Annotated in this window: 28 protein-coding genes; 11 read left to right on the top strand and 17 right to left on the bottom strand. The window is 67.5% G+C overall.

Translation table 11 applies throughout. From position 1 onward, the window contains the following. Positions 1-18 precede the first annotated feature (18 nt). The 5 genes from EJK15_RS77950 (at position 19) to EJK15_RS46060 (ending at position 4,818) form a co-directional block, all read left to right on the top strand. On the top strand, positions 19-111 hold the full coding sequence (locus tag EJK15_RS77950; RefSeq protein ID WP_367804195.1) for a putative leader peptide: 93 nt from the start codon (positions 19-21) through the stop codon (positions 109-111). Positions 112-234: 123 nt separating this feature from the next. Further along, positions 235-2,079: a 2-oxoacid:acceptor oxidoreductase subunit alpha gene (locus EJK15_RS46075; RefSeq protein WP_138716794.1), complete on the top strand. Its 1,845-nt coding sequence runs from the start codon at positions 235-237 to the stop codon at positions 2,077-2,079. Next, the gene (locus EJK15_RS46070) at positions 2,072-3,118 is read left to right on the top strand and encodes a 2-oxoacid:ferredoxin oxidoreductase subunit beta (protein ID WP_138716793.1); all 1,047 of its coding nucleotides are present in this window, start codon (positions 2,072-2,074) and stop codon (positions 3,116-3,118) included. The genes EJK15_RS46075 and EJK15_RS46070 overlap by 8 nt, the downstream gene beginning before the upstream one ends. A gap of 82 nt (positions 3,119-3,200) precedes the next feature. Further along, a complete protein-coding gene (locus EJK15_RS46065) occupies positions 3,201-4,103 on the top strand; it encodes an NAD-dependent epimerase/dehydratase family protein (RefSeq protein ID WP_171074924.1) in 903 nt (300 codons plus the stop codon). Positions 4,104-4,161: 58 nt separating this feature from the next. After that, complete coding sequence (locus EJK15_RS46060) at positions 4,162-4,818, top strand: class I SAM-dependent methyltransferase (protein ID WP_138716791.1); 657 nt, start codon at positions 4,162-4,164, stop codon at positions 4,816-4,818. Here the strand turns inward: EJK15_RS46060 and EJK15_RS46055 are convergent. Beyond that, on the bottom strand, positions 4,815-5,540 hold the full coding sequence (locus EJK15_RS46055) for a right-handed parallel beta-helix repeat-containing protein (RefSeq protein ID WP_138716790.1): 726 nt from the start codon (positions 5,538-5,540) through the stop codon (positions 4,815-4,817). The two genes, EJK15_RS46060 and EJK15_RS46055, sit on opposite strands and share 4 nt — an antisense overlap. Here EJK15_RS46055 and EJK15_RS71455 point away from each other — a divergent pair. After that, positions 5,512-6,186 (top strand): hypothetical protein, encoded by a 675-nt coding sequence (locus EJK15_RS71455; RefSeq protein ID WP_171074923.1) that lies wholly within the window; start codon positions 5,512-5,514, stop codon positions 6,184-6,186. The two genes, EJK15_RS46055 and EJK15_RS71455, sit on opposite strands and share 29 nt — an antisense overlap. 276 nt (positions 6,187-6,462) lie before the next feature. Here the strand turns inward: EJK15_RS71455 and EJK15_RS46045 are convergent, their stop codons facing one another. Then, positions 6,463-7,386: a right-handed parallel beta-helix repeat-containing protein gene (locus tag EJK15_RS46045; protein ID WP_171074922.1), complete on the bottom strand. Its 924-nt coding sequence runs from the start codon at positions 7,384-7,386 to the stop codon at positions 6,463-6,465. Beyond that, positions 7,383-8,198, bottom strand: coding sequence for a 2OG-Fe(II) oxygenase (locus tag EJK15_RS46040; protein ID WP_138716788.1), 816 nt, complete (start codon positions 8,196-8,198; stop codon positions 7,383-7,385). Before EJK15_RS46040 ends, EJK15_RS46045 begins: the two co-directional genes overlap by 4 nt. A gap of 107 nt (positions 8,199-8,305) precedes the next feature. Here EJK15_RS46040 and EJK15_RS46035 point away from each other — a divergent pair, with 107 nt between their 5' ends. Both EJK15_RS46035 and EJK15_RS46030 read left to right on the top strand, forming a co-directional pair. After that, entirely contained in the window at positions 8,306-9,226 is a 921-nt protein-coding gene (locus EJK15_RS46035; protein WP_138716787.1) for a glycosyltransferase family 2 protein, read from the top strand. A 10-nt stretch (positions 9,227-9,236) separates the two neighbouring features. Continuing rightward, entirely contained in the window at positions 9,237-9,785 is a 549-nt protein-coding gene (locus EJK15_RS46030; RefSeq protein ID WP_138716786.1) for a dTDP-4-dehydrorhamnose 3,5-epimerase family protein, read from the top strand. On the opposite strand, the gene EJK15_RS46025 is transcribed toward EJK15_RS46030, so the two are convergent. The 3 genes from EJK15_RS46025 to EJK15_RS46015 are packed head-to-tail and all read right to left on the bottom strand — an operon-like array spanning position 9,674 to position 12,724. Continuing rightward, positions 9,674-11,080, bottom strand: a complete 1,407-nt coding sequence (locus EJK15_RS46025) for an O-antigen ligase family protein (RefSeq protein ID WP_138716785.1) — start codon at positions 11,078-11,080, stop codon at positions 9,674-9,676. The genes EJK15_RS46030 and EJK15_RS46025 overlap by 112 nt on opposite strands. Next, positions 11,077-11,802: a hypothetical protein gene (locus EJK15_RS46020; protein ID WP_138716784.1), complete on the bottom strand. Its 726-nt coding sequence runs from the start codon at positions 11,800-11,802 to the stop codon at positions 11,077-11,079. The genes EJK15_RS46025 and EJK15_RS46020 overlap by 4 nt, the downstream gene beginning before the upstream one ends. Positions 11,803-11,809: 7 nt before the next feature. Continuing rightward, positions 11,810-12,724 (bottom strand): GumC domain-containing protein, encoded by a 915-nt coding sequence (locus EJK15_RS46015; RefSeq protein WP_138716783.1) that lies wholly within the window; start codon positions 12,722-12,724, stop codon positions 11,810-11,812. Between the two features lie 138 nt (positions 12,725-12,862). Between EJK15_RS46015 and EJK15_RS46010 the strand changes: the two genes are divergently transcribed. Beyond that, positions 12,863-13,969 (top strand): acyltransferase family protein, encoded by a 1,107-nt coding sequence (locus EJK15_RS46010; protein ID WP_206061512.1) that lies wholly within the window; start codon positions 12,863-12,865, stop codon positions 13,967-13,969. Here the strand turns inward: EJK15_RS46010 and EJK15_RS46005 are convergent. From EJK15_RS46005 to EJK15_RS45960, 10 genes are all read right to left on the bottom strand, one after another. Then, positions 13,962-14,807 carry a hypothetical protein gene (locus EJK15_RS46005; RefSeq protein ID WP_240777643.1) on the bottom strand — a complete coding sequence of 282 codons (846 nt, stop codon included), beginning with the start codon at positions 14,805-14,807 and terminating at the stop codon, positions 13,962-13,964. The two genes, EJK15_RS46010 and EJK15_RS46005, sit on opposite strands and share 8 nt — an antisense overlap. 135 nt (positions 14,808-14,942) lie before the next feature. Beyond that, on the bottom strand, positions 14,943-15,764 hold the full coding sequence (locus EJK15_RS46000) for a hypothetical protein (RefSeq protein ID WP_138716781.1): 822 nt from the start codon (positions 15,762-15,764) through the stop codon (positions 14,943-14,945). A 7-nt stretch (positions 15,765-15,771) separates the two neighbouring features. Further along, positions 15,772-16,650 (bottom strand): glycosyltransferase family 2 protein, encoded by an 879-nt coding sequence (locus tag EJK15_RS45995; protein WP_138716780.1) that lies wholly within the window; start codon positions 16,648-16,650, stop codon positions 15,772-15,774. Between the two features lie 14 nt (positions 16,651-16,664). Continuing rightward, on the bottom strand, positions 16,665-18,140 hold the full coding sequence (locus EJK15_RS45990) for an oligosaccharide flippase family protein (RefSeq protein WP_138716779.1): 1,476 nt from the start codon (positions 18,138-18,140) through the stop codon (positions 16,665-16,667). Positions 18,141-18,149: 9 nt separating this feature from the next. Further along, positions 18,150-19,127: a hypothetical protein gene (locus EJK15_RS45985; RefSeq protein ID WP_171074921.1), complete on the bottom strand. Its 978-nt coding sequence runs from the start codon at positions 19,125-19,127 to the stop codon at positions 18,150-18,152. Beyond that, on the bottom strand, positions 19,124-20,401 hold the full coding sequence (locus EJK15_RS45980; protein ID WP_138716777.1) for a DUF4910 domain-containing protein: 1,278 nt from the start codon (positions 20,399-20,401) through the stop codon (positions 19,124-19,126). Before EJK15_RS45980 ends, EJK15_RS45985 begins: the two co-directional genes overlap by 4 nt. Next, entirely contained in the window at positions 20,398-21,414 is a 1,017-nt protein-coding gene (locus EJK15_RS45975; RefSeq protein WP_138716776.1) for an NAD-dependent epimerase/dehydratase family protein, read from the bottom strand. Before EJK15_RS45975 ends, EJK15_RS45980 begins: the two co-directional genes overlap by 4 nt. Then, the gene (locus EJK15_RS45970) at positions 21,414-22,061 is read right to left on the bottom strand and encodes a PIG-L deacetylase family protein (protein ID WP_138716775.1); all 648 of its coding nucleotides are present in this window, start codon (positions 22,059-22,061) and stop codon (positions 21,414-21,416) included. The genes EJK15_RS45975 and EJK15_RS45970 overlap by 1 nt, the downstream gene beginning before the upstream one ends. Next, entirely contained in the window at positions 22,058-22,837 is a 780-nt protein-coding gene (locus EJK15_RS45965; RefSeq protein ID WP_138716774.1) for a glycosyltransferase family protein, read from the bottom strand. The genes EJK15_RS45970 and EJK15_RS45965 overlap by 4 nt, the downstream gene beginning before the upstream one ends. Then, complete coding sequence (locus EJK15_RS45960) at positions 22,834-24,042, bottom strand: class I SAM-dependent methyltransferase (protein WP_138716773.1); 1,209 nt, start codon at positions 24,040-24,042, stop codon at positions 22,834-22,836. The genes EJK15_RS45965 and EJK15_RS45960 overlap by 4 nt, the downstream gene beginning before the upstream one ends. 93 nt (positions 24,043-24,135) lie before the next feature. On the opposite strand from EJK15_RS45960, the gene rfbC reads away from it, so the two are divergent. Beyond that, positions 24,136-24,693: a dTDP-4-dehydrorhamnose 3,5-epimerase gene (gene rfbC / locus EJK15_RS45955; protein WP_138716772.1), complete on the top strand. Its 558-nt coding sequence runs from the start codon at positions 24,136-24,138 to the stop codon at positions 24,691-24,693. Further along, entirely contained in the window at positions 24,687-25,520 is an 834-nt protein-coding gene (locus EJK15_RS45950; protein ID WP_138716771.1) for a glycosyltransferase, read from the top strand. The genes rfbC and EJK15_RS45950 overlap by 7 nt, the downstream gene beginning before the upstream one ends. Here EJK15_RS45950 and EJK15_RS77945 read toward each other — a convergent pair. Continuing rightward, positions 25,513-25,638 carry a LamG-like jellyroll fold domain-containing protein gene (locus EJK15_RS77945; protein WP_420847139.1) on the bottom strand — a complete coding sequence of 42 codons (126 nt, stop codon included), beginning with the start codon at positions 25,636-25,638 and terminating at the stop codon, positions 25,513-25,515. The two genes, EJK15_RS45950 and EJK15_RS77945, sit on opposite strands and share 8 nt — an antisense overlap. Between the last annotated feature and the right edge of the window lie 11 nt (positions 25,639-25,649).

Raw genomic sequence — 25,649 nt, 5'->3', positions numbered from 1 at the left:
GACGTATAGTTGGCGCTCGTGACCCGAACCGTCCTGTTCGCCCGCCTGCATGTAGACCTCTGCAGGCTCGCGTCCGGACTGTGTCGTCGTTGTTCTCCGACCTCACCCTGAATTCCCGACCGCGTTTACCCGCTTTCGGCGGCGTGCAAACGCGTGACCTTCCGAGGATCTAGCATGGATACAGAGAACGCGCCCAAAGCAACCGCGCCTTGGCGCGTCGAGGAGGACTGAGCTGTGACAAAGCAGGTCCAGCAACTCGACCGCGTGATCATCAGGTTCGCTGGAGACTCCGGCGACGGCATGCAGCTCACCGGCGACCGCTTCACGGCGGGCACCGCAGAGTTCGGCAACGACCTGTCGACACTGCCCAACTTTCCGGCTGAGATCCGCGCACCCGCAGGCACCCTGCCCGGCGTGTCGAGCTTCCAGCTCCACTTCGCCGATCACGACATTCTTACGCCCGGCGACGCGCCGAACGTGCTCGTGGCCATGAACCCGGCGGCACTCAAGGCCAACCTGGGCGACCTGCCCCGGGGCTCCGACATCATCGCGAACACGGACGAGTTCACCAAGCGCAACCTGCAGAAGGTCGGCTACGCCGCCAACCCGCTGGAGGACGATTCGCTCAGCGAGTGGCGGATCCACGCGGTGCCGCTGACCTCGCTCACCGTCAAGGCCCTCGAGGGCTTCGACCTGTCCAAGAAGGACGCCGAGCGGTCGAAGAACATGTTCGCCCTCGGCCTGCTCAGCTGGCTCTACCACCGGCCGACCGAGCACACGATCAAGTTTCTCGAGCAGAAGTTCGCCAAGAAGCCCGAGATCGCCAAGGCCAACATCGCGGCCTTCCAGGCGGGCTGGAACTACGGTGAGACCACCGAGTCGTTCTCGGTGTCGTACGAGGTCAAGCCGGCGCGGCTGGCGCCCGGCGTCTATCGCAATATTTCCGGAAACCAGGCTCTCGCCTACGGCCTGATCGCCGCCAGCGTGCAGTCCAAGCTGCCGCTGTTCCTGGGCTCCTATCCGATCACCCCGGCCAGCGACATCCTGCACGAGCTCAGCAAGCACAAGCGGTTCGGCATCCGCACCTTCCAGGCGGAGGACGAGATCGCGGGCGTCGGCGCGGCGCTGGGGGCCGCGTTCGGCGGTGCGCTGGGCGTGACCACCACGTCGGGTCCCGGCGTGGCGTTGAAGGCCGAGACGGTCGGCCTGGCGGTCACCACCGAGCTGCCCTTGATCATTGTGGACGTGCAGCGGGCCGGGCCGAGCACCGGCATGCCGACCAAGACCGAGCAGACCGACCTGCTGATGGCCATGTACGGCCGCAACGGCGAGTCCCCGGTGCCGATCGTGGCGCCGATGTCGCCCAGCGACTGCTTCGACGCGGCCATCGAGGCGGTCAGGATCGCGGTCAAATATCGCACTCCGGTCATGCTGCTCTCGGACGGCTACCTGGCCAACGGCTCGGAGCCGTGGCGCCTGCCCGAAGTTTCCGACTTGCCTGACATTTCACAGGATTACACCACCGAGCCCAACGGCGACGACGGCGAGTTCCTGCCGTTCAAGCGGGACACCGACACCCTCGCCCGCCCGTGGGCCATCCCGGGCACGCCCGGTCTGGAGCACCGGATCGGCGGCATCGAGAAGGCCGACGGCACCGGCAACATCTCCTATGACCCGGACAACCACGACCTCATGGTCCGCACCCGGGCCGCCAAGATCGACGGCATCGACGTGCCCGACCTGGAGGTCGACGACGCCGACGGCGATGCCAAGGTGCTGGTCGTCGGCTGGGGCTCGACGTACGGGCCGATCGCCGCGGCCATCCGGCGGATCAGGAAGACCGGCGGCAAGGTCGCCCAGGCCCACCTGCGCCACCTCAACCCGCTGCCCGCCAACACCGGCGAGGTGCTCAAGCGCTACGACAAGGTGCTGCTGCCCGAGATCAACCTCGGCCAGCTCGCCCTGCTGCTGCGCGCCCGCTACCTCGTCGACGTGATCAGCTACAACCGTGTGCGCGGGCTCCCGTTCAAGGCCGAGGAGCTGGCCGGAGTCATCCAGGACGTGATCGACAGTGACTGAGCTCGTGAACGGAAAGGGCCTGTCCCTCGTTCCCAAGACGGACGTCAAGCAAGGCTTGAAGGATTTCAAGTCCGATCAGGAGGTCCGATGGTGCCCCGGCTGCGGTGACTACGCGATCCTGGCAGCGGTGCAGAGCTTCCTGCCGGAGCTGGGGCTCAAGCGCGAGAACATCGTGTTCGTGTCGGGCATCGGGTGCTCGTCGCGGTTCCCGTACTACCTGAACACGTACGGGTTCCACTCGATCCACGGGCGCGCGCCCGCGATCGCGACCGGGCTCGCGGCCTCCCGCCCCGACCTGAGCGTGTGGGTGATCACCGGTGACGGAGACGCGCTGTCCATCGGCGGCAACCACCTGATCCACGCGCTGCGCCGCAACGTCAACCTGAACATCCTGCTGTTCAACAACAGGATCTACGGTCTGACCAAGGGCCAGTACTCGCCCACCTCCGAGGTCGGCAAGATCACCAAGTCGACGCCGATGGGGTCGCTGGACAAGCCGTTCAACCCGATCTCGCTGGCCATCGGCGCCGAGGCGTCTTTCGTGGCCCGCACCCTCGACTCCGACCGCAAGCACCTGCAGTCGGTGCTGCGCGAGGCCACGGCGCACCGCGGCACGTCGCTGGTGGAGATCTACCAGAACTGCAACATCTTCAACGACAACGCCTTCGAGCAGCTCAAGGACCCTGAGGTCCGCGACGACATCACGCTGCGCCTGGAGCACGGGCAGCCGATCGTGAGCGCCTCCAAGGCCGTCGTACGCGGCCAGGACGGCAACCTCGAAGTCGTCCCCCGCGAGTCGGCGAGCGAGGACCGCATCCTCGTGCACGACGCGCACAACCCGGACCCGTCGGTGGCCTTCGCACTGAGCAGGCTGGACGAGCCGGCGTTCGAGCACGTGCCGATCGGCGTCTTCCGCAGCGTGGACCGGCCGGCGTACGACGTGCTCATGGCCGAGCAGCTCGAAGAGGCGGTGGCGCAGAAGGGGCCCGGCGACCTGAGCGATCTACTCCTGGGTGGCGACACCTGGCGCATCGGCTAGTGGATGATTAGATGGAGCCGTCGGTCCGAGCGGCTCCATCTCCCACGGAGGTCAATCCACGATGTCGCGTTGGCCAGAGACCGTGGTGCTGGTGACAGGGGCGGCCGGATTCATCGGCTCGCATCTGGTGACGCGATTACGAGCGCTCGGCGTCCAGGTGCACGCGGTCAGCCGCCGCCCCCAGCGGGCTCGCCACGGCGAGATCTGGCACATGGCCCACCTGAGCGACGCAGGTGCCACGATGCGGCTTTTCCAGTCGGTACGGCCAAGCGTCCTGTTCCACCTCGCCGCCGAAGTCACCGGTTCCAGAGGTGACGACGTCGTCCGTGCCACCTTGGAGAGCAATGTCATCGGCACGGTCAACGTGCTGGCCGCCGCCCGTGAATGCGGCGTCAAAACCGTCCTGACCGGCTCCATCGAGGAGCCGCGCCCGGGCAACGGCCACGCGCCGTCGTCGTCGGCCTACGCCATGTCCAAGTGGGCCGCCACCGGCTACGCGCAGCTCTACCATCGGCTCTGGGATCTGCCCGTCACCGTGCTGCGTCCCAGCATGGTCTACGGGCCGGCCCAGCCCGACACCACCAAGCTCGTGCCTTACGTAACACTCTGCCTCCTGCGGGGCCAGCGCCCCCGGCTTACCAGGGGTACCAAGCTCGCCGACTGGATCTACGTCGACGATGTCGTCGACGCGTTCGTCTTGGCAGGCGAATCGGACAAGGCGGTCGGACACGCTCTTGATATCGGGACCGGCCTCAAGACCCCGGCCTCCGAGATCGTGGAGAGGCTTTATCGGATCACCGGCGCGAGCACGGTGCCGGAATTCGGCACGGCCCCCGATCGCCCGCACGATATTACGCAGGTCGGAGACATCACGCCTGCCGCGGACCAGCTCGGCTGGCATCCTGTCACGGAATTGGACGAGGGGTTGCGCCGAACGGTCGATTGGTATGCGTCGCAAGAATGTCACAAAGAATCACCCGCTTAGCCGCGCAGGCAGAATTCTGCGAGCATAGGGGTACTTATCTGGCCGGAGGAGCCCCTTTATGAGCCGTCTGAATGCTCTGCGCAGCCGTTTCGTGGATGCTCCGAACTCGCTGGGGGCCAAGGCGCGGGCGCGAAGGTGGCAGTGGTTCGCCGGCCTGTTCCCGGACCTCGACCAGATGAACGTCCTCGACCTCGGCGGCACGGCCGGAGCCTGGATGCGCGCTCCGGTCAGGCCGGCGCACGTACAGATCGTCAACCTCGAGCAACCGCCCGCCGACCTGCCGACGTGGCTGCGAGCCGATGTCGCCGACGCCTGCGATCTACCGGCCGCGATCCGTGGCACGCAGTATGACCTGGTGTTCTCCAACGCCGTGATCGAACATGTCGGCGGGCACCAGCGTCGGCAGCAGTTCGCCGACACCGTGCACGAGATGGCCGAGCGACACTGGGTGCAGACGCCCTACCGCTATTTCCCGGTCGAGCCGCACTTCCTGTTCCCGGGGTTCCAGTTCCTGCCGCTCGCCGCACGGACGACGATCCTGCGCCGCTGGCCTCTTGTCCACACCCCGACCTCCGACCGGGACGCCGCCCGCATGATCGCCATGGAGGTCGAGCTGCTCAGCGTGACCGAGATGCGACACTACTTCCCCAAGTCCCAGATCCGCTTCGAACGGCTGGCCGGGCTGGTGAAGTCGATCATCGCGATCCGCAGCTAGTCCGCGGCCATCACGCTCGCGCCGCTGCTCTCCCAGGTGTTGCCTCGCCAGACGTTGCCCGGCCCATGGGAATCCCAGTACGACACCGGGCCGGCGTAGCCGCCCTTCGGCCATACCTTGCGGCTGAAGACGTTGTCGATCACCTTGATATTGGAGGACAGCCCTTTCCTGCCGGCGCCCGCGTAGAGCGTCCAGCCGCCCCCGGCCAGCAGGTTGCCCTCCACGGTGACGTTGCGGGTCACACCGAAGTCCTGGAAGAGCGCGATCGCACCCGTCTGGTCGAGCGTGTTGATCACCGTGTTGTGCCGGATGATCAGCTCGGTGCCGGCGGCGGCGGTGCCGGTCGACATGATCATGTCGGTGTGGTCTCCGGCATAGTACTTCGGGTCGTGCACGTAGGAGTCCTCGACCAGTCCCTGGTCAGTGAGGATGCCGTTGGAGATCGTGTGGATGTCCACGCGGCGCACCGTGATCATCTTGCCCTGGTTGAGGATGCCGAACTGGGTGCGCTGCTTGCCGTTGCCGAAGATCTCGCTGTCCTCGACCTTCAGGCCCGAGAAGCCCTCGCGCTGGAGGATGCCCCAATAGTCGGACTGCCCGCGCACTCGGGTGTTGCGGATGGTCACGTTGTCGGCCTCGACCGTGATGTCGCCGGTGAGGTCCCAACCGTCGATGACCTTGCCGTCTTCCCTGATGACGATCGAGCCGGTCTTCTGGACCATCGCGGTGCCGGCGGGAACGCCGGTGTTGCCAGATCCGGGCCAGCCACCGCTCGGCGGCGGAGCGGTCGTCGGCTTCTTCGTGGGCGTCACCGTCGGAGTCGCGCTCGGCGTCTTCGTCGGGATCTCGGAAGGAGTCGTGGTCGGCGTCTCGGAGGGAGTCGTGGTCGGCGTCTTCGTGGGGGTCTCGGAGGGAGTCGTGGTCGGCGTCTTCGTCGGGGTCTCGGAGGGAGTGGTAGTCGGGGTCCCGGAGGGAGTCGTGGTCCCGGAGGGAGTCGTGGTCGGCGTCTTCGTGGGCGTCACCGTCGGAGTCGCGCTCGGCGTCTTCGTCGGCGTCTCGGAAGGGGTCGTGGTCGGGGTCTCGGAAGGAGTCGTGGTCGGCGTCCTCGTAAGTGTCACCGTCGGCTTCGCGCTAGGCGTCTTCGTCGGCTTCGCGGTGGGTGTCGCCGTCGGCGTCTTGGTCGGTCTGCGCGTTGGCCGCGAGGTCGGCTTCTTGGTAGGCCGTCTGGGCCACCACCACGGGTCCCCGTTCCGGGTCTTCCCGGGCCGCGGTTTGTCGGTGGTAGGGCGCGGCCGGGACTTCTGGCCGGCGGCAGCGTGCGGCGAAGCCGTGGCACTCGCCCCGCTCGCGTCCGTCAGGACCGCCTGAGGCTCCAGCACATCAGAGGCGATGATGCCGTATCCGCCGGCCAGCACCGCCACCGCGGAGACGCCGGCCAGGGATAACCACCCGCTCCGCCTCTTACGCCTTCGATGCCTTGACACAGGCGACTCCTTCCGATCACGGCCACGCCGAGCCCCCAGAGGGAGAATAGCCATGCCGGAAGTACAAAGTGAGGCTTTTTAACGAAAAGGACTCGTTTTTCTCTCAATTCGCAAGAAGCCCAGCTTCCTCAATCATCACGAAAAAACCGACAAATGGTCGTTATCCCGGCGTTACCGTCTCGCCGTTTTCCCACGTGTTGCCCCGCCACAGGTTTCCAACCCCGTCGCTATCCCAATATGAGACCGGCCCGGCAGATCCGCCCTTCGGCCACACCTTGCGGCTGAAGACGTTGTCGATCACCTTGATGTTCGACGATTTGCCTTTGGCCCCGGCGCCCGCGTACAGCGACCAACCGCCCCCTGCCAGCAGGTTGCCCTCCACCGTCACGTTCTTGACCACGCCGAAGTCCTGGAACAGCGCGACCGCACCCGTCTGGTCCAACGTGTTGATCACCGTGTTGTGCCGGATGATCAGCTCGGTGCCCGCGGCAGGCGGCCCGGTGGACATGATCATGTCGGTGTGGTCTCCAGAGTAGTACTTCGGATCATGCACGTAGGAGTCCTCGATCACGCCCTGCTGGGTCAGGATTCCGTTGGAGATCGTGTGGACGTCGACCCGGCGCACAGTGATCATCTTGCCCTGGTTGAGTATGCCGAACTGGGTGCGCTGCTTGCCGTTGCCGAAGATCTCGCTGTCCTCGACCTTCAGGCCGTCGCGCCCCTCGCGCTGGAGGATCCCCCACCAGCCCTTGGTGCCGCGCACTCGCGTGTTGCGGATGGTCACGTTGTCGGCCTCGACCGTGATGTACCCGGTCACCTCGACTCCGTCGATGACCGTGCCGCTCTTGGTCACCCGGATGGGCCCGGACTTGCGCAGTTTCAAGCCCTTGCGCACACCCGTGTTGTCCGGCCCCGGCCAACCCTGCTCGGGCGGCTTCGACGGCGGAGCCGAGCCGGACTTGGACGCCGCCGTTGCGGGCGGCTGGGTGACGACCGGCTTCTCCTGGGCGCCGGAACCCTGGCACCCGCTCAGCAGCACGATCAGGCCAACGCCGAGACACCAGCCTCCGACGTACGACCTCACGCGCCCTCGGTCTTCCGATTGCCGACGAGGTCGGCCAGCGCAGGTGGCGTCCAGCGCTTGGCGACCTGGCGGAGGTTGCTCCTCCACGCCTCGCCGGGCCGCTGCTTGAACAGCGTGGTGTGGTCGGCGGTGACCTCGTCCTCGGGCCTGCCGTTGGAGTAGTAGTAGAGCGCCATCGAGCGCCGCGCCCGGTCCTGCGGGCAGGTGAGCGGGTCCGGATGCCCGTGGTTGGCGTCATCGGTCGTGGCGAACAGCACGAACCGGTTGAAGACCGGGAGGATCTTGCCCTCGCACTCGGTCATGTCCTTGTTCCACAGCTGCAGGTGCCCGCCGTAGCTCTCCTCCCAGTCCTTGTTGAGGTAGAGCAGGCCGTTGAGCCGGCGGTCGAGGTTGAGCTTTCGGCTCTTGTTGAAGTCGGCATGCACCTTGAGGAAGCCACCCGGCCGGATCTGGTGCAGGCCGCCGCCTTCCAAGTGCGGGTCGGAGACCAGTTGCGTGATGCCGGTCAGCCGCTCGAGGAATTCGACGAACACGCCACCGTTGAACTCCGCCAGCAGGTGCCTGGTGGCCGGTCCCATGCGCTCGGTGTCGGCCAGCGCCAGCTTCACCTCGCGCGCGGTGTCGAACCGCTGCCAGGTGGCATCTCGCGGCTCGGGGAACTCCTCGAGGACGGGCTCCAGCACAGCGGGTGGCAGGAAGTCGTCGATGATCACATGACGGAACGGCGAGGCCGTACGGAACTGCTCGGAATACTTGTCCGCCAGCGGGAAGAGCTCATCCCGGCGAAAGGTGAATGCCTGCAGATCCTGCATGAAGTGTGTCTCCGTCTCTACAACACCGGCCCCTACCTCCTCATCGCCTCAGCCTTGTCATCTGTTACTTGTAACGATCCATTGCCGGGCCGCGATGGCGACATGTGATGCCCGGCTCTCCCCGAGTTGCGATCGTGATCGTGACCTACAACAGCGCGCCCGTCCTCGGCGGTTGCCTGGCCTCTCTGCCTGAGGGCGCTGAAGGGGTACGGCTCGCCGCCGTCGTCGTGGCGGACAACGCCTCCAAGGACGACTCGCTCCGCCTCGCGGAACAGGCCGCCGACCTGCCCGTCCGGCCCGTGCAAGTGGGCAGGAACGCCGGTTACGCCGCGGCGATCAACACCGGGATCGCGGCACTCGACCTCCATGAGCTCGATGCGATCTTCGTGATGAACCCCGACTGCCGCCTTCGCCCTGGTTCGCTTGCCGTCCTGTGCGGAGCCCTCGACCGTCCGGGCACCGGCATCGCCGTCCCCCGGATGGTCAGCACCGAAGGCGTGCTCCATCACTCGCTTCGCCGCGCGCCGACCGTTCGCGGTGCGCTGGCCGAGGCGCTGATCGGCGGGCGCCTGGCGGGCCGCATCGGCACGCTGGGCGAGATGATCGTCGATCCCAGCCGCTACGAACGGCCAGGCCCCGCGGACTGGGCCACCGGAGCCGCCATGCTCATCTCGGTCGCGGCGCTCACCGAAGTCGGCCCGTGGGACGAGTCCTTCCTGCTCTACAGCGAAGAGACCGAGTACGCGCTGCGGGCCGCGGACGAGGGCTGGACGCTCTGGTACGAACCCGCCGCGGTGGTCGAGCACATCGGCGGCGAGGCGAAGACCAGCCCGATGCTGGCCGCGCTGCTCACGGTCAACCGCGTGCGGCTCTTCCAGCGACGCAGGGGCAGGATCGCGACCGCGGGCTTCTATCTCGCCGTTCTGCTCGGCGAGGCGATGCGGGCCGCCGCGGGCCGCCGCACGGCCAGGGCCTCGGTCGTGGCCCTGCTCAGACCCTCCCGTCGGCTACGGGCCCTACCCGGATGAGAGGAACACCATGAGAGTCGAGCATCTGGAGCTCGAGGGCGTGCTGCTGTTCGTGCCGACGCCGAGCCACGACGATCGAGGCTTCTTCACCAGGACCTTCGACGCCGCGATCGCCACGGAGCACGGGCTGGACCACACCGCGTTCGTCCAGGACAGCCAGTCGCGCTCGCGCCTGGGCACGATCAGGGGAATGCACGGCCGCTCGGGCCGCGGCGAGGCCAAGCTGGTGCGGGCGGCGCACGGCGCCGTGCTCGACATCCTGGTCGACGCGCGGCCGGCCGCACCGACGTTCGGCTCCCACATCACCATCCGGCTCGACGACGTGTCGTTCGCGAACCTCTACGTGCCTCCGGGGATCTTGCACGGCTACCAGGCGCTGACCGAGCACGCCGATGTCTGCTACCGCATCGACAGGGAACACGACCCCGCCGAGGACCTGGCCGTCCGCTACGACGATCCCGACCTCGCGCTGCCCTGGCCGTTGCCGGTCAGCGCGATCAGCGAGCGTGACCTGTCGGCGGGCTCCTGGAAGGAGCTCAGGAGCAGCTTGTCCGCCTGATCTCCGCGCTCGAACCGCAGCAGCGCCCCGGCCGCGCCGACGAGCAGGAACATCACGCTGGTGATGCCGGGGAAGGACAGCATGTCGAAGGTGGCCGCGCCCAGCAGCGGGATCACCAGGCAGGCGGCGATGGTCAGTCCCAGGTTGCGTACGTTCTGGTCGGTGCTCAACCAGCGAACCCGGAGGGCGACGACGATCCCGCACACGATCACGCCGACGATTCCCAGAACGCCGAGCAGCCCGGTCTCGACCAGTGACAGCAGGTACTGGTTGTCGAACACCTGATGCTTGAAGGGATACCAGGTGCCGGGCCCATGACCGAAGATCGGGCTCTTGGCGAACTCCCGCATGGCGAAGGGATAGTCGTGGGTGCGGAAGCGGATGCTGCTGTCGTCGCCGGCGCCGGCGAACAGGTTGTAGAACGTGCCGATCAGGCCCGGCGCCAGGACCTTCATGAAGCCCAGGAACACCACGAACGCGCCGATGGTGAAGATCCGGCGCCGGTTGGACCAGCCGAGCAGGAGGATCAGCCCCGCCCCTGCCAGGCCGAGGACGGCGGTCCTGGAGACCGAGAACATCAGGCCGGCCGCGATGATGACGGCGCAGATCCACCAGCGGGCCGCGGCCTGGCCGCGGCTGCGCGCCTGGAAGCCGAGATGCGCGGCCAGGGGCAACAACATCGCGGAGAGCGCGCCGAACTCGATCGGGTGCCCCAGTGTGCCGGCGACCCGGCGCAGGTCCGATCGGGAGATCACGGTCGGCACCTCCTCGGCGGAGGAGTGGCGAAGGCCGGGGAGCCGCATGTACTCGGTAAGGTCGAAGTCGAGCCTGAACTGCAGCAAGGCGACGATCGCCGCGAACGTGCCACCGATCACGATCGCCTTGAGCACGAAGTCGAGGCGTTCGCGACTGCTGATCCCGTCGCAGACCACCAGCACCAGGCCCACGTAACCCAGGTAGAGCACGATCGTGTGGTCGGCGAGGTTGAGCTCGTCGGAGGGCAGGTACAGGTAGGTCGTGTACCCGTAGACGGCCAGCAGGAGCATGCCGTACATGAAGATCGAGGTGCGGACCGGATTGCTGCCCTTGGCCACGCCTGACGTACTGATCATCTGCGCGCACAGCCACACCAGGCCCAGTGCCAGAGCCATGATCTCGGCGGGAGTGAGCGACAGCGGAAGCCCGGCCACCGCCAGGCGGGCCGGGAGGATCAGCAGGAACAGGACGAACAAGCAGACCAGCGTGGCGCCGTCAGCGCGCCGCGGGCGCCGCTGCGCCAGGGCGGTCGCGTTCATCCTTGGCGTCCGGCCAGTGACCGCGTTCCGTTGCGGACGGCAGGCTCGAGCTGCGTGGCCATGCCCAGGCGGCGCGCTCGGCGATGCCGGGCGAAGCTCTCGGCCGCGAAGGCGGCGAACAGACTCATGAAGAACCCGAGCCCTCCGGCGACCACCGCGCTCCGCATCCGGCTGCCCTTCTTCTCGTCGGGTTCGGTCGGCGGCACCACGATGGTGGCGGTCACGAAGGTGGTGGGCGGCGCCTTGATCTGCCGCTGCCGGGCGTGCAGCTCTTTCTGAGCCAGCTCGGTGGCCCTCACCACGATGCCATGGGCCAGCTCAGCGCTTGGCGCCTCGCAGATGATGACGATGAAGGGGGTCGCCGGCATCAGTTCGGGGTTGGTTCCCCCACTAGTGATCTTGAGTGTGACGTCGCCACCGATCGGCGCGCCGACCTTGGCAGCCGTCTGAGGGGTGTTCAGCGCCTGGATGAGGATCGACGAGGTCATGCTCAACCCCTGGTCGAAGGAGACCAGGGGGTTGGTGCGCGGGTTGGGGAACTTTGGATCGCTCGGCACGCTGCCGCCGGTGACCGGCAGGGTGAGAACGAGCGCCGAGCTGGAAACGAAGGTCTTGGGCGCCACGGCGAAGACGCCGACGGCTCCTAGGACCGTGAGCAGGAAGGCCGGAATCGTCACGTACCACCGCTTGAACAGAACTGTCGCCGTCGCCCAGAAGTCCATGGCGGCCTCATCCCTCGCCGTCGTCCTGGTTCGCCTTCCTGGGCACGGGCACGGGAGAGAGGCGCTCCCCCCGATAGGCGGGGAACTCCATGGTGGCGGAGCTGTCCTCGTCGAGTTCCGGCCGTTCGACGGGTTCGTTCACCTGCGCTTCCCGAGGCTGCGCCACGGGCGCCGGCGCCGGGGCCGCCACCGGGGTCGGCATTGGGACGGCCACGGGAGCTGAGGGCTCCGGCCGCTGCAACGGCTTGGGCCGAGATCCGGCGCGCCTGGTCACCACACCGTAGGCGACGCTGAGGCCCAGGCCCAGGCACAGGATGGCACCGCCGATCGCCCCCTGCCAGTTCACGCTGTAGTCGGCCTCGGGCTTGGACGGCGGCACGATGTCGGTGGAGGTGATGAAGGTGTTCGCCGGAGCGCCGAGCTCCTTCTGCCATTTGAACAGCTCGGTCGCCACGCGCTCGCGTGCCGCCATGAGCACGGCCGAAGCCTGCTGAGGAGACTCGCTGTCGACGCTGATGTAGATGTAGGGCCCGTTGATGTCCAGGACATTGGGGTTGGTGCGCCCGTCGTCGATCGTGATCTCCGTCGGGCCGTCCTTCGGCGCGCCGAGCTGCGTCCAGACGTCCTGCGTGTTCATGGAAAGGATGACGATGCTGGCCCCGGTCTTCAGGGCGTCGTTGAAGGAGAGAAAGGGGTTGGTGAGCCCTTGCTTGGCCTTGTCGGTGGACACGGTGCCCCCGTTGACCGGCGTGGCAAGAACAAGGGAGACGTCGGCCGTGTAGCGCTCCGGAATCATGGCGTACACCACGACGCCCACCAGGATCGAGAGAAGGATCAGCGGCGGGCCTATCAGAATTCGTCGGAGAAGACCAAGAATCGCCTTCCAGAACTCCATGTTGTTACGTTCCCCCGCATCAGCCATGCTTGTTCCTATAGGGGACTATCGGGAAATCTTGGTCTTACGTTACATCTCCCTTGGACCGTTACATCGTGCGGCGTCGGAGCGATAGACCTACGACTACGGCGACGGGGGCTTCCGGTGGGGCTGGCAGTAGAGCATGTGGCAACGCGGGGCAGGCTCGCCGGACTCGATGGCTTACGGGGCCTGGCCGCGTTGTTCGTCGTCCTCCACCATTGCTGGCTCCTGTCCTTCCCCGGGTTTCCGGTCAACGATGCGCCCGGGTGGACGGGATGGCTGCTCTACGGCCATTTCGCGGTAGTGGTGTTCATCGTCCTGTCCGGCTTCTCGCTGGCGGTCTCGCCCGCCCGGTCCGGCTGGCAATTGGGCGGCATCCGCACATTCTTCAGCCGTCGCGCCTGGCGCATCCTGCCGCCGTACTGGGCGGCGCTGCTGTTCAGCCTGGTGATCGCGTGGACGGTCATCCCGCAGCCCGGGCAGCAGGCGCCCACCGGGCAGTCGGCCCTCATCTACGGGCTACTGCTGCAGGACATCTTCGGCTCCCCCAGCCCCAACGGGGCCCTGTGGTCGATCGCCGTCGAGGCCCAGCTCTACCTGGTGTTCCCCCTGATGCTGCTGGTCCTGCGCAAGGTGGGCGCGGCGGTGATGCTCGGCGCGGTGACCCTGATCGTCGTGGCGGTGGGGGCGCTGGCGCCTGCCGTACCGGCCGTGGACCTGCTGATGCGGCTGACTCCGCAGTTCGCCGCGCTCTTCGCCATGGGCGCGGTCTGCGCCGGCATCGTGCGTGCGCAGGAGAGTACGGGCCGCCTGGCCTGGCACTGGTTCGCGGCGGCCGCCGCGCTCCCGGTGCTCGTGCTGATCGTGGTGGCCGGGCCGGAATGGGTGGTCGCGAACTTCTTCTGGGTGGATCTGGCGGTCGGCCCGGCTGCCGGGTTGTTGCTGACAGGTGTGGCGACGGGCAAGCCGGTTCGGCTCGTACGGCTGCTCGACACCCGCCCGCTCCGGCGGCTGGGCTCCTTCTCCTACAGCCTCTACCTGATCCACTCACCGCTCGTCGTCATGGTGAACCGGCTCGTCGTCGCCCCGCACGTGCCACCGGGCATGCCGACGTTCCTCCTCACGCTCGCCCTGGCCGTGCCGGTGAGCGTGGGAGCGGCATGGTTGTTCGCATCGGTCTTCGAGCTGCCCTTCCAACGGCACCGGAGCTGGAAGAGCCTGCGCGACGCCGTACGTGCGCGGGTCAGGTGATCTTGGCCAGTGCCTCGGCCTCGTATTCCGCGGCGAGCTCTTCCGGGATGCGCGTCAGGTCGTCGGCCCGGTAGAAGTCACGCAGGGTGGTGCCACGACAGGCGGCGTCCACGTTCGGCGCTGCCGAGCGGGACCTGACGTCGTCGATGTGGACGGTGCGGAAGTCGATGCTGAAGCGGGTCCTGCCAGAGGTGTTGGCGACGGTGGAGTGCAGGTGGGCCCCGGAAAAGAGCATCATGCCGCCCGGCTCCGGCACCAGCCGGAGCTCCGTTTCGAGGTCGAGCTCCTCCTCCGGCCTGGGCTGGTCTCGGGTATCGCTGTAGATGTGCTGTGCGGCAGTGGGCCGGCTGACGGTGGTCCATTCCGCGTAGTCGTAGCGGCCGCTGCCGTTGCGGACGGGGCGGTCGAAGTACTGCGGGTGCAGGGCGAAGACGTTCTCCGGAACCACCTCGTAGATCGGGATCCACCAGTTGACCTGGCAGAACGGCGCGGCGTACCAGCAGTCGCGGTGAGCGTGATAGGCGTAGGAGATGCCGGAGTCGAGATAGTGATCGGCGGTGGAGGTACGCAGCCTCGGCACGTCGAAGTAGGTCTTGTCCAGCGCCATGCCCAGCTCGTCCATCAGGGCGGCGAGGATCTTCTTGCTGGTGGGGTGATGGATGAAGCGCGGCTTGAGGTCCGCGAGCAGCGCGGCGAACTCCTCGACCGGCATCTCGTGCTGGGCGGTCTGGGGGTCGCGGCCCCCGAACGCCTCCTCGATCAGCTCGCGAGCGAACTCGATCAGCTTGGTCGAGGCGGGCGTCGCGGAGTAGAGGAAGACGTCCCCCTGGAAAATCATGCGGCGCCGGACATCATCGTTGATTCGGCTATTGGATAATATAACGGACATAGCGAGATTTCTCCCCCTCGCGTTGTTCTTTACCCTCTCTCGCATCAGCCCGCTACTTCGTTACAACGGCAGTCACGTGAACAGTTACAAGGGCAACTGTGTCTGCGTGTCCGGCCGGCCCACGTAGGTCGCGTAGTCCGGGTGATCGAAGCGGTGCAGCGCCTGAAGGTTGTCGTTCCAGGGGGCGGGAACCGGGCGCTTGTGCCGCAGACCGTTGATCGGAGCCAGCTTCAGCAGCTCGTTGTCCTGGTTGAACTCCCGGATCGCGCTGAGCTCGCCGACATAGTCGTTGTGGATGATCTGGTCGTCGTCGCCGACGGTGTCGTCGAGATAACAGAACACGCGGGGCAGGAAATACTTGTGGTCGCCCTCGAACAGCCTGAGCGCCGCCGCGGTCGAGGAGTAGAAGTCCACGTCGACGGAGACGAACCCGATCGGCGCCGGCCGCTCGCTGTCGAGGAACTCGCCCACGGTGTCCTCGATGTTGCCCAGGATCAGACTGGCCGTTCCCAGACGTGCCCGGAGGGCGTCGACGTCCATGACGAAGTCGCCTTCGCGCCAGATGTAGGGCAGGTCCCGGTAGTCGGTGGGTTTGGGCAGTCCGGCACCGGTGTCGAAGCCGTAGACGTCGATCTTCACTCCCGAGGCGGCCGTCGCCAGCGCAGCCATGCGGTTGAGCTCCACCATGCCCGCGCCCCCCGCGACGCCGAACTCGACCACGCTGATCCGGCCGATGCCGAGGCGCCTGGCCAGTTCGGCCGCCTGCTGCACGCCGTAGGCGTAGTGCGGCCTCGGGTAGAGGTCGAGCGCGCAGCGCAGCTCGTACGAGCCGAACGGCAGACGCCGCATGATGGCCAGCAGGATCCGGCCCGGCTGCATGAGCAGCCGCACGATGCGAATCAACACGAGGAGATCACCCTTTCGAGGAGACGAGTCGGGCGGCCAACCCGGCGATTTTGCGGCTGCGGTGCGCCAGCATCTGCTGCTGCCGGCGCCAATAGGTACGGAGCAGCACGGCATGGGCACGGCTCCGTTGCTCTGCGGAGAGCTCCATGATGCTCAGGGCTCGGTACATCGCCCGGAACTGCAGCGTGGTGGCGAAATGCGCGGTCCAGGCAGGGACGCCGAGCGCCGCGGCGATCCCGGACAGGCGCCGCTCGCGCAGGTTGCGATGTGCGAGCACCGCCGGCACATGACCCCAGGGCGCGGTCAGCGCGAGCATGGTGGCGTAGACCTCGTCCTCACGGATCATCAGCGGCCGGGGCACGGCGGCCACTCGCTCCCGCCGCATCAGGCCGTAGAGGGGATCCAGTCCGTGGTGCTCGGTGGTGACCACGTCCCACAGCTCGTCCAGGCGGTCAATGGGGTCGTCGGAGAGCATCCGGGTGCCGCGGTAACGCGGCTCGTGGACCGTCCCGTCCGACCCTGTGTAACTGACGTCCGAGGTGACCAGGATGAGCCGCTCATCGGCCAGGAACGGCTCCAAGGTCCGGGAGACGTAGCCCGGTTCGAGCAGGTCGTCGTCGCCCATCCAGCGGAAGAATTCTCCCCGAGCGCGCCGGAGCACCTCCACGAAGTTCCCGACCACGTGCAGATCACGCGGCTGCCGGTAGTAGGCGATCCGGCTGTCCTGCCTCGCCAGCTCGCGGCAGAGCTCCTCTGTGTCGTCGGTGGAGGCGTTGTCCGAGATCACCACCTCGAGCTCGGCGTGATCCTGGGCGAGCGCCGATCGCACGGCCGCCTCCAGGCGGTCCGCGCCATTGCGGACCGGGATTCCGATGGACACCAGCATTGCTTCTCCTCGGGTCATCGCGCGCGGGCGGGAAGCAGCCGCACCAGGCGATCGCTCACAATGTGGAACTGGTCGCGGGTCACCACGACCAGCACGTAGGCCAGCAGGCCGCCCCCGCCCGCCACGACGAGCTGGATGAACGGGCTCCCCTGGGTCGGCATCGCGAGGCTCACCATGACAGCCGCGCAGACCAGCGCTCCCAGCACCGGGCGGACGAGAGTGGGCAGGACGGGCGAGAGCCGTACCCCCGCCCGCCGCACGGCGAGCATGGCGAGCGGTAGGGCGACCAGCACGGCCGCGGCCGCCTGCCCGATCGCGGCACCGCGGATGCCGTCGAGATTCGTGCCGACGATGACCGCCGGGATCATCGCCGCCGCGTACCCGAGGTTCATCCAGACCGTCGAGCGGGTGGCGCCCTGTCCGTTCAGGATGTCGAGAGCGAAGGAGGTGAGCATGCGCACCACCATCAGGACCGCCAGGAACCGCAGCACGCCGGCGGCCTGCTCCCACTCCGGACCGTAGATGAAGATGATCAATGGGTGCGCGAGCACCGCCATGAAGGCGGCCAGCGGCAGCACCATGGCGATGAGCAGCGGCAGGGTCTTCTGCACGCCGAGCGACAGGGACTCCTCATCACGCTCGGCCAGCCGGGAGAAGCCGGCGATCGACACCATGCGGATGGCGCTGCCGATCATGCCGGGCACCCAGCTCGACACGTTGAACGCCATCAGGTAGAAGCCCAGCCAATCCTTGCCCATGATGTTGCCGACGATGATGTAACCCACGTTGAGCAGCGTGATCTCCAGCGCGATCCCGGCCGCGGAGGGAATGCCGAACCGCAGCAGCCTGGCCGCGATCTGCCGGTCGAACCCCAACCGGTAGGGCAGCCGCGCGTAGATCAGCATGAAGACGCCGGTGACCACGGCTCCCGCGAGCTGTCCCCAGGCGAAGCTGTAAGGCCCCGCCCCGTTGATCGCCAGAGTGATGGCCACCGGCGCGTTGACCAGGAAGCCCGCCAGGACCGCCTTGGCGTTCTTGCCCGTGCGGAACCAGCGCAGCAGGGCCGCGCTGCGCACCGCCGTGATCGCCTCGACGAGGATGACCGCGGTGAGGATCCGCACCACGGAAGTGGCCTCCTGGCTGCCCGCCAGCATCGAGAAGTACGGCGCGCCGACCCAGAAGACCCCGTACAGGCCCACCGCGGAGATCATCGTCAGTGTCGTGGCCGTGGGCGCGATGTCCTCCAGCCGCCCCCGCCACTGCACGACGGCCGACATGACGCCGATGTCCTTGACGACCATGACGAACTGGGTGGCCGCGAGCGCGACCGCATAGATGCCGAAGTCGGCCGGAGCAAGAAGCCTGGCCAGGATCAGGCCGAGGATGAAAGAGCCCGCGCGGGTAACCAGCGTGCCGAGGAGGCTCCACACTGCCCCTCGGCCCGCCTTGCGCCCGATGTCGCTGATGTCCGGGCCCGCTTGCTCAGCCATGCCCGCCTCCTAGCTCGGCTCGCTGACCCGCTCCAGCCAGATCTCCCGCCAGAACGGGATGAACGCGCGAGGGCAGTTGGATTTGTACACGCCATCGCAGATGATGTCTTCGAGCGCGATGCAGGGATTCTTCATCTCCAGCATCTTGCCTGTCTTCTCGTCGACGCAGCGCTCGACGCGGGCGCTCACACGGGCCGTGCGCCCACATGAACGTGCCATGTCCTCCTCGAAGCCCAGACCGCGGTTGAACCCCTTGGTGGTCAGCGTGGCGACGATCTCGTCCTTGGACTTGATCCGGACCAGCTCACCCGGTTGGAGGTCGGTCGTGCCCGTCGGGGCGGGGCCGGTGTGCGGGCCTGGTTGCACGAAGCCCCACGCGAGGCCACCCTTGATCCGCAGCCGGCTCGGGAATCTCCTGGAGAATTTCTGGTAGCGGTTGAACAGCCCGAAGAAGAGCGTGCGGAGGGTCGACCCGACCCCGGCGTTCCCCACCCTGATGTCGGTGACGTACTGCCCCATGTTCCGGAACGGCAGGCGTTCCGGGGCCGCGCGCAGCAGTTCCGTCGCCTGGCAGCGGAACCGTTCCTCGCCGTCCGGCCCCGGCTCCCTCCGGGTGTTGACCTCCAGGATCGGCAGCAGCGGCCGCTCGGGGCTGACCGGCTCCCCTGTGGGCGCGCCATCCACCCGCTTGAGCCAAGAGGTCCTCCAGTAGAGGGTGCAGGCGGTCTGGCAGCCGCCATGGGCCGAACCGTCGCAGCGGGCGGCCGTCAGGTGGACGGCATCGTCCATCCGCCGCATCCCGGTCCTGGTCATCGTGTCGCAGAGCTTGTTGGCCACCTTGTGCACGGTGAACCGCCGGCCGCAGAACCGCAGCATCTCCGGCATGAAGGGAAGGTTGTCCAGCTCCGCCTTCTCATCGAGTGTGGCGAGGATCTCCTCCGCACTGAGGACCTCGACCACGTCGCCGACTTTCAGCCGCCGACTCAACCCATCCACTCCTTCACCAGGCCTGCGCTCTGCAGGGCGTGTGCCGCGTCGGCCAATGCCTGGAACGGCAGGCTCGACCGTTCCGCGATGTCCAGGAGGCTGTTCAGCCCGTCAGAAAGGCTCAGCACCCACAACATCGCCATCTGCGCCTGTTTCGTGTCACTGCGCCCGCCAAGTGACCCGTACAGGCCACGGGTCCCCAGTTGAGGCTCACCGTACGGACTGAGGTTCTGGTAGCGGCGGTTGCCCTCCAGGACCCGCACGGCCGTCCACAGCGTCTCCAGGGTGTCCTCCATCGCCTCGGGGAGCACGAAGTCGGGATTATCGGCCGAGGTGTGATATTCCGGGTAGCTTCCGTAAGGCGTCCTGGTCAACGAGCCGACGGCGAGGTTGAACCCCGGCGAGCAATACTGCCGCTCGTCGTAGCCGTAGGGAGAGAAGTCCAGGAGGGTGTGCGGCCTGTCCTTCAGCACGTGCGCGAAGACCTGGTCGATCTCGGCGTCGCCGCGCCTGCTGCGCTTGTAGGTGATCGCGCCGCTGTCTCCCGCGCAGGCCAGGGTCACGCCGTGCCTGATCCGGTCGACGTCCCCCCGGTTCAGCGCGAGCCAGGTGATCGCGCCGATGGTGCCGGGCGCGAAGATGAATCGATAGGTGTACCAGGGATCGGACAGGCGCTGCGCCAGCGCGACGGCCACCGCCACCCCGGCCAGGTTGTCGTTGGCCAGCGAGGGATGGCAGATGTGGCAGGAGATCAGCACCTCCTGGGAGCTGCTGCCACGGATCACGTGCTCGCCGTAGGTCAGGTGTCCGTCGGCGAGCGTGGCGTCGATTTTGACCTCGTACCGCCCGTCCGCCAGCCCGTCCAGGGTGTTCTGGCTCAGGCAGAAGCCCCAGGTCTCGGCGTAGTAGCTGGTCCGGTACGGGACCAGGTCCGGCTGGCCGGGCAGGGTGTGCAGGTGCCCACGCAACTCCTCGAGGGACATGGTGGCCTCGACCGGCACGCTGTATCCGACGACGTGCAAGTTGGAGTCCTGGAAGTCGACCACCTTGTTCCCCGCGGCATCCTTGATGGAGGCATCGCGGATGTTCCATTCCCGGGGGATCGTCCAGTCAAGGACTCTGGTCCCCGTCGGCACCTCGGTGATCTCCAGCGGGATCGACTCGCCGATGATCTCCAGGGTGCGCCGCAGGCCGGCACCGGTGATGCTCCTGCACAGCGGATAGAGCCGCCGCACCAGGTCGTGCATCTCGGCCCCGATGATCGGCGCTGTCATGGCCGGAGGGTGTCGTCGACGGTGCCGGCCGCACGCCGGTCGGCGAGCCGGGCCAGCCTGGTGAAGCGGCGTTCGAAGTCCTGCTTGGTCAGGCCGTATTCGCGGTAGGCGTCGATCAGCTCCACCGCTCCCGCCTTGACCGTCCAGCGCGCCTCGTAGCCCAGCGCGGCCCTGATCCGGGAGAAGTCGACGCGGTAGGAGCGCGGATCGGCTCCGGTCTCGCCGGTGATGGCCAGCGTCGATCCGGGCACCGCGGCGACGACCTCGGCCGCGATCTCGGCGACGGTCACGTTGTTGACCTCGGTGCCCACGTTGAAGGCCGTCGCGTGTACGGCTTCACGAGGTGCGACGAGAACGGCCGCGAAGGCGTCGGCGATGTCCCTGGCGTGGACCAGCGGGCGCCAAGGGCTGCCGTCGGACAGCACCCGGACCTCGCCGGTCAGGAACGCGTGGCCCACCAGGTTGTTCAGCACGATGTCGGCGCGCAGCCTCGGGGAGAACCCGAAGGCGGTGGCGTTGCGCAGGAACACCGGCGTGAAGTCGTCGTCGGCCAGGTCGGCCAGGTCGTCTTCGACCCGCACCTTGGATTCGGCGTACGGCGTCACCGGGCGCAGCGGCGCCTCCTCGTCCAGCAGGTCTCCGCCGCCGGAGGCTCCATAGACCGAGCAGGTGGAGGCATACAGGAAGCGGCGCACGCCGGCCTCCTTGGCCAGCCTGGCCAGCCGGACGGAGGCGTGGTGGTTGATGTCGTAGGTCAGGTCGGGCGCGAGCGCACCGAGCGGGTCGTTGGACAGCGCGGCCAGGTGGATCACCGCGTCACATCCGGCCACGTGTTCGGGACCTGCGTCACGCAGGTCCACGGTGTGCGCCTCGATCGTCTCGGGCTCGGGGCCGAGGATGCAGTCGGCGAACAGGCCGGAGTCCAGCCCGACCACCTGGTGCCCGGCCTCGGCCAGTATGGGGGTCATCACGCTGCCCAGGTAGCCCTGGTGGCCGGTGAGAAGTACCCGCATCAGTTCTCCAGATCGACGATCAGCTTGGAAACGTGGAATGCCTCGGCATAGCGCGTGTGGCACTCGATGCCGCGAATGCGGGCCAGGCCGAGGAACGCCTCACGGTCGTACCAGGGCCGGTGCCGCTGGGAAGCGTAGTGGCGCTGGAGCAGATCCACCTTCAGCTCCGCCACCTCCGGGGAGAGCGGCTGGAACGCGGAGGGCGCGGCGAGGTCGCCGTCCCATTTGACGATCTCGTAACCGAGCGTCAGGTGGTCGCGGAAGGCCGTGGGCACGAGCTTGGCCAGCCCCCGGTGGTCCTGGTGGGCGTCGCCGCGCCAGGGTGCGAAGATCAGGCCGGGCTCGGTGCGAGCGCGCAGCTCCTCCACCGCGGCCTTGGCCTCCTCCCATCTGGCCGGCAGGTAGCCGTCGGGCAGCTTCAGCACGGTGAGCCGAAGATCCGCCCCCGGGCAGAAGGCCGCCAGCGCCGCGCGCTCCTCGTCCTCCCGTTCGGTGCCGCCGCCCGACAGCACCAGCGCGTCCACACGGATGCCAGGGTGGGCGGCGCAGATCGTCAGCAGGCTGCCGCCCGCCCCGATCGCCAGGTCGTCGCAGTGCGCGGCGAGCGCCACGATGCCGGTGAGCCGCCCCGCGCGCAGGCCGATCATTGGGACCGTTCCCACAGGGCCCACGGCCGGTCGCCGCGGGAGTATGCCTCGTCCAGTTCCATCCGCTGGTTCACGGTGTCGGTCGGCCGCCAGTAGCCGCGGTGTGGGTAGGCCAGCAGACGTCCGCGCTTGGCCAGCTCCACGCAGCCGTCGGCGACCAGGTCCCCGTTCTCCGGGATGTGCTGGAAAACCTCTTGGGTCAGCACGAAATAGCCACCGTTGACCCACACCGGCATCTCGCTGACCGGCGAGATCCCCCCGACCATGCCGTTCTCGCCCACGTCCACGCAGTGGAAGGTCTGGGACGGCGGCACGACCATCATCGACGCGGCCGCACCCGATCGGGCGAAGCGGTCGATGATGTCGGGCAGCGGTGCGTCGGAGAGCACGTCCGCGTAGTTCGCGAGGAACATCTCGTCGCCACCCAGGTAGGGACGGACGCGGCGCAGCCGTTCACCGATCGGGGAGTTGGTCCCGGTCTGCACGAACGAGATGGACCAGTCGGAGATGTCGCTCGACAGCAGCTCGACCTTGCCGCCACGCAACACGAAATCGTTGGACGTGGCTTCCTGGTAGTTGAGGAAGAAGTCCTTGATGTGGTGGGCGCCGAAGCCCAGACACAGAATGAACTCTTTGTGCCCGAAGTGCGCGTAGTAGCGCATGACGTGCCAGAGCAGCGGTCGCGGACCGACGAGCGCCATCGGCTTGGGCACCTCGCCCGGCACACCGGTGCGCATGCGCGTGCCAAAGCCGCCGCAGAACAGGACAACCTTCACACGACCTCCAGGTGTGGGATCGGGAAGACCAGACGGCCACCCCATTCGTGCACATAGGAGAGCTGAGCGGTAAGCTCTTCGCGCAGGTTCCACGGCAGGACCAGCACATAGTCTGGGCGATCTTGGGCGATGCGCTCCGGCGGAGCGATGGGGATCCTGGTGCCCGGAGTGAACCTGCCGTGCTTGTACGGGTTGCGGTCAACCGTGTAGGCCAGCAGGTCCTGGCGGATGCCGCAGTGGTTGAGCAGCGTGTTGCCCTTGCCCGGCGCGCCGTAGCCGACGACCGTCTTGCCTTCGTCGGCCGCAGTGATCAGGAAGCGGAGCAGGTCGCGGCGGACGCGTGCGACCCGGTCAGCGAAGCCGACGTAGCCGGAAATATCGTGAAGTCCGGCGGCCTTCTCCCGCTCGAGCACCTCGAGCACCCGATCAGACGGGCTTCCCGACGGCCGCGCCCAGAGCCGGATGGATCCGCCATGGGTGGGCAGCAGCTCGACGTCCACCAGCGTCAGCCCGCCGCCGGCCAGTGCCCGCTGCGCGGAGGCGACCGTGTAGTACTGGAAGTGCTCGTGGTAGATCGTGTCGTACTGGTTCAGCTCCATGAGCGTCAGCAGGTGCTGGACCTCGATCGACACCCATCCGTCGTCGGCCACCAGGGCGCGCAGCCCCGCGGTGAAGCCGATCACGTCGGGGATGTGCGCGTAGACGTTGTTGGCCACGACCAGGTCGGCGGGACCGTTCCCGGCTCGCACCGCGGCGCCTGTCTCCGGCGACAGGAACGCGGTGAGCGTCGGCACGCCCTTGTCCTTGGCCGCCTGCCCCACGTTGGCCGACGGTTCGATGCCCAGGCACCTGATGCCGCGCTCGACGACGTGTTGTAACAGGTAGCCGTCGTTGCTGGCCACCTCGACCACGAACGACGGCTTCAACCGTTCCACAGCGGCGTCGACGAACTGCCGCGCATGCTCGACCCAGGAGGCGGAGTAGGACGCGAAATAGGCGTATTCGGTGAACGTCTCTTCCGGCGTGATCAGCGGGGGTATCTGAGCCAGCCAGCAGCTGGTACAGACCCGCAGGTGAAGTGGATAGGTGAGCTCGGGATCGTCGAGCTGTTCCTCGGTGAGGAAGAGCTCACAGGGCGGTGTCGCCCCGAGATCCACCACGCCGACCAGGTCGGCCGAGCCACACAGCCGGCACGATGTCCTCAACAATGAGCCCCACCCGAAAATGACAAAATTTCCCCCTTTGTCCACCCACAGCCGTACTTCGGGTGAGCACCAATGAGTGTTACAAGTATCTTCATGAAACGCCTGAGCATCGATGGAGCATTGCTCTACACCCCCCGCATCCACAGCGATCCACGGGGCGATTTCCTGGAAAGCTTCCGCGCCGCCGACCTGCGGGAGGCGCTGGGGCGCTCGATCGAGCTCGCCCAGGTCAACTGCTCGGTCTCCAGACGCGGCGTGCTGCGTGGCATCCACTTCGCCGACGTCCCGCCAGGTCAGGCCAAATACGTCATGTGCGTCTCGGGGGAAGCCCTGGACGTCGTCGTGGACGTGCGCGTGGGCTCGCCCACCTTCGGCCAGTGGGAGGCGGTACGGCTGGACGACGTGTCGCGCTGCGGAATCTACCTCGCCGAGGGCTTAGGGCATGCCTTCATGGCGCTCAGCGAATCGGCCACGCTCGTCTACCTCTGCTCCACCGCGTACGACCCGGCACGTGAGCACGGCATCCACCCGCTGGATCCGGATCTCGGCATCGAATGGCCGCTTGACGGGGAGCCGCTCCTCTCGGCCAAGGACGCCGCGGCGCCCACGCTCAAGCAGGCTCGTGATGCAGGGATACTGCCATCGTGGTGAGCGTCGTGATACCGGCCCACAACGAGGCCAAGGTGATCGGCCGCCTGCTGGACGGTCTGCTCCGCGAGGCCGCGCCGGGCGAGTTCGACGTCGTGGTCGTGGCCAACGGCTGCACCGACGACACGGTCGCCGTGGCGCAGCCGTACGATGTCCGCGTTCTGACGACGCCGGTCCCCTCCAAGCGCGAGGCGCTGCGGATGGGCGATGAGGCGGCGCGTGGATATCCCCGGCTGTACGTCGACGCCGACATCGAGCTGAGCACCGCCTCCGCTCGCGCGCTGGCGGCCGTGCTGGCCGCGCCGGACGGGCCGCTCGCCGCCGCGCCCGAGCGGGAGCTGGCGCTGGCCGATCGCCCATGGCTGGTCCGCGCCTATTACGCGATCTGGACACGGCTGCCGCACGTGCGCGCCGGGCTGTTCGGCCGGGGCGTCATCGCGGTGAACGGCGCGGGCAACGCGCGCATCCGTGCCCTGCCACCGGCGATGGCCGACGACCTGGCCGCCTCGCTCGCGTTCTCACCTGACGAGCGTGTGATCGTGACCGGCGCCCGTGCCGTGATCCAGACTCCACGTACGGTCGCCGACCTGCTGCGCCGCCGGGTGCGCGCCATGACCAGCGTGAGCGAGCTGGAGCAGACCTCGGCCACGGCCGGAGAGCGCACGGGCATGCGCGATCTGATGGCCATCGTGGCCGGAGAGCCGCGTCTTGTGGGCGCGGCGGTCGTCTTCGCCATGGTGGCCGTGCTCGCCAGGCGGAGAGCCGCCCGCGCGATCCGCGCGGGCGACTACACCACCTGGCTGCGTGACGAGAGCAGCCGGGCTAACTGACCGGCGTGTTCATGTCGGTGGTGATCTGGGCTGCGGTGAGCGCCTTGTTGTAAACGCGGACCTCGTCGATCAGGCCGCTGAAATACTCGCCCGAACCGCTGTTGCCACCGATGCGCAACGGACTCGTCC

Origin of the sequence: Nonomuraea basaltis (assembly GCF_005893125.1) — a bacterium.
Lineage (GTDB): Bacteria > Actinomycetota > Actinomycetes > Streptosporangiales > Streptosporangiaceae > Nonomuraea > Nonomuraea basaltis.
The sequence above is the reverse complement of the archived record's forward strand: the minus strand, read 5'-3'. Positions and strand labels throughout refer to the sequence as shown.

Bases quoted from the DNA above. Each gene is read 5' to 3' on its own strand.
- EJK15_RS46060 (WP_138716791.1), top strand. From the start codon at position 4,162: ATGAGCCGTCTGAATGCTCTGCGCAGCCGTTTCGTGGATGCTCCGAAC.
- EJK15_RS71455 (WP_171074923.1), top strand. From the start codon at position 5,512: ATGACGATCGAGCCGGTCTTCTGGACCATCGCGGTGCCGGCGGGAACG.
- EJK15_RS46055 (WP_138716790.1), bottom strand. From the start codon at position 5,540: ATGGTCCAGAAGACCGGCTCGATCGTCATCAGGGAAGACGGCAAGGTC.
- EJK15_RS46040 (WP_138716788.1), bottom strand. From the start codon at position 8,198: ATGCAGGATCTGCAGGCATTCACCTTTCGCCGGGATGAGCTCTTCCCG.
- EJK15_RS46035 (WP_138716787.1), top strand. From the start codon at position 8,306: ATGCCCGGCTCTCCCCGAGTTGCGATCGTGATCGTGACCTACAACAGC.
- EJK15_RS46030 (WP_138716786.1), top strand. From the start codon at position 9,237: ATGAGAGTCGAGCATCTGGAGCTCGAGGGCGTGCTGCTGTTCGTGCCG.
- EJK15_RS46025 (WP_138716785.1), bottom strand. From the start codon at position 11,080: ATGAACGCGACCGCCCTGGCGCAGCGGCGCCCGCGGCGCGCTGACGGC.
- EJK15_RS46020 (WP_138716784.1), bottom strand. From the start codon at position 11,802: ATGGACTTCTGGGCGACGGCGACAGTTCTGTTCAAGCGGTGGTACGTG.
- EJK15_RS46015 (WP_138716783.1), bottom strand. From the start codon at position 12,724: ATGGCTGATGCGGGGGAACGTAACAACATGGAGTTCTGGAAGGCGATT.
- EJK15_RS46005 (WP_240777643.1), bottom strand. From the start codon at position 14,807: ATGATTTTCCAGGGGGACGTCTTCCTCTACTCCGCGACGCCCGCCTCG.
- EJK15_RS45995 (WP_138716780.1), bottom strand. From the start codon at position 16,650: ATGCTGGTGTCCATCGGAATCCCGGTCCGCAATGGCGCGGACCGCCTG.
- EJK15_RS45990 (WP_138716779.1), bottom strand. From the start codon at position 18,140: ATGGCTGAGCAAGCGGGCCCGGACATCAGCGACATCGGGCGCAAGGCG.
- EJK15_RS45980 (WP_138716777.1), bottom strand. From the start codon at position 20,401: ATGACAGCGCCGATCATCGGGGCCGAGATGCACGACCTGGTGCGGCGG.
- EJK15_RS45975 (WP_138716776.1), bottom strand. From the start codon at position 21,414: ATGCGGGTACTTCTCACCGGCCACCAGGGCTACCTGGGCAGCGTGATG.
- EJK15_RS45970 (WP_138716775.1), bottom strand. From the start codon at position 22,061: ATGATCGGCCTGCGCGCGGGGCGGCTCACCGGCATCGTGGCGCTCGCC.
- rfbC (WP_138716772.1), top strand. From the start codon at position 24,136: ATGAAACGCCTGAGCATCGATGGAGCATTGCTCTACACCCCCCGCATC.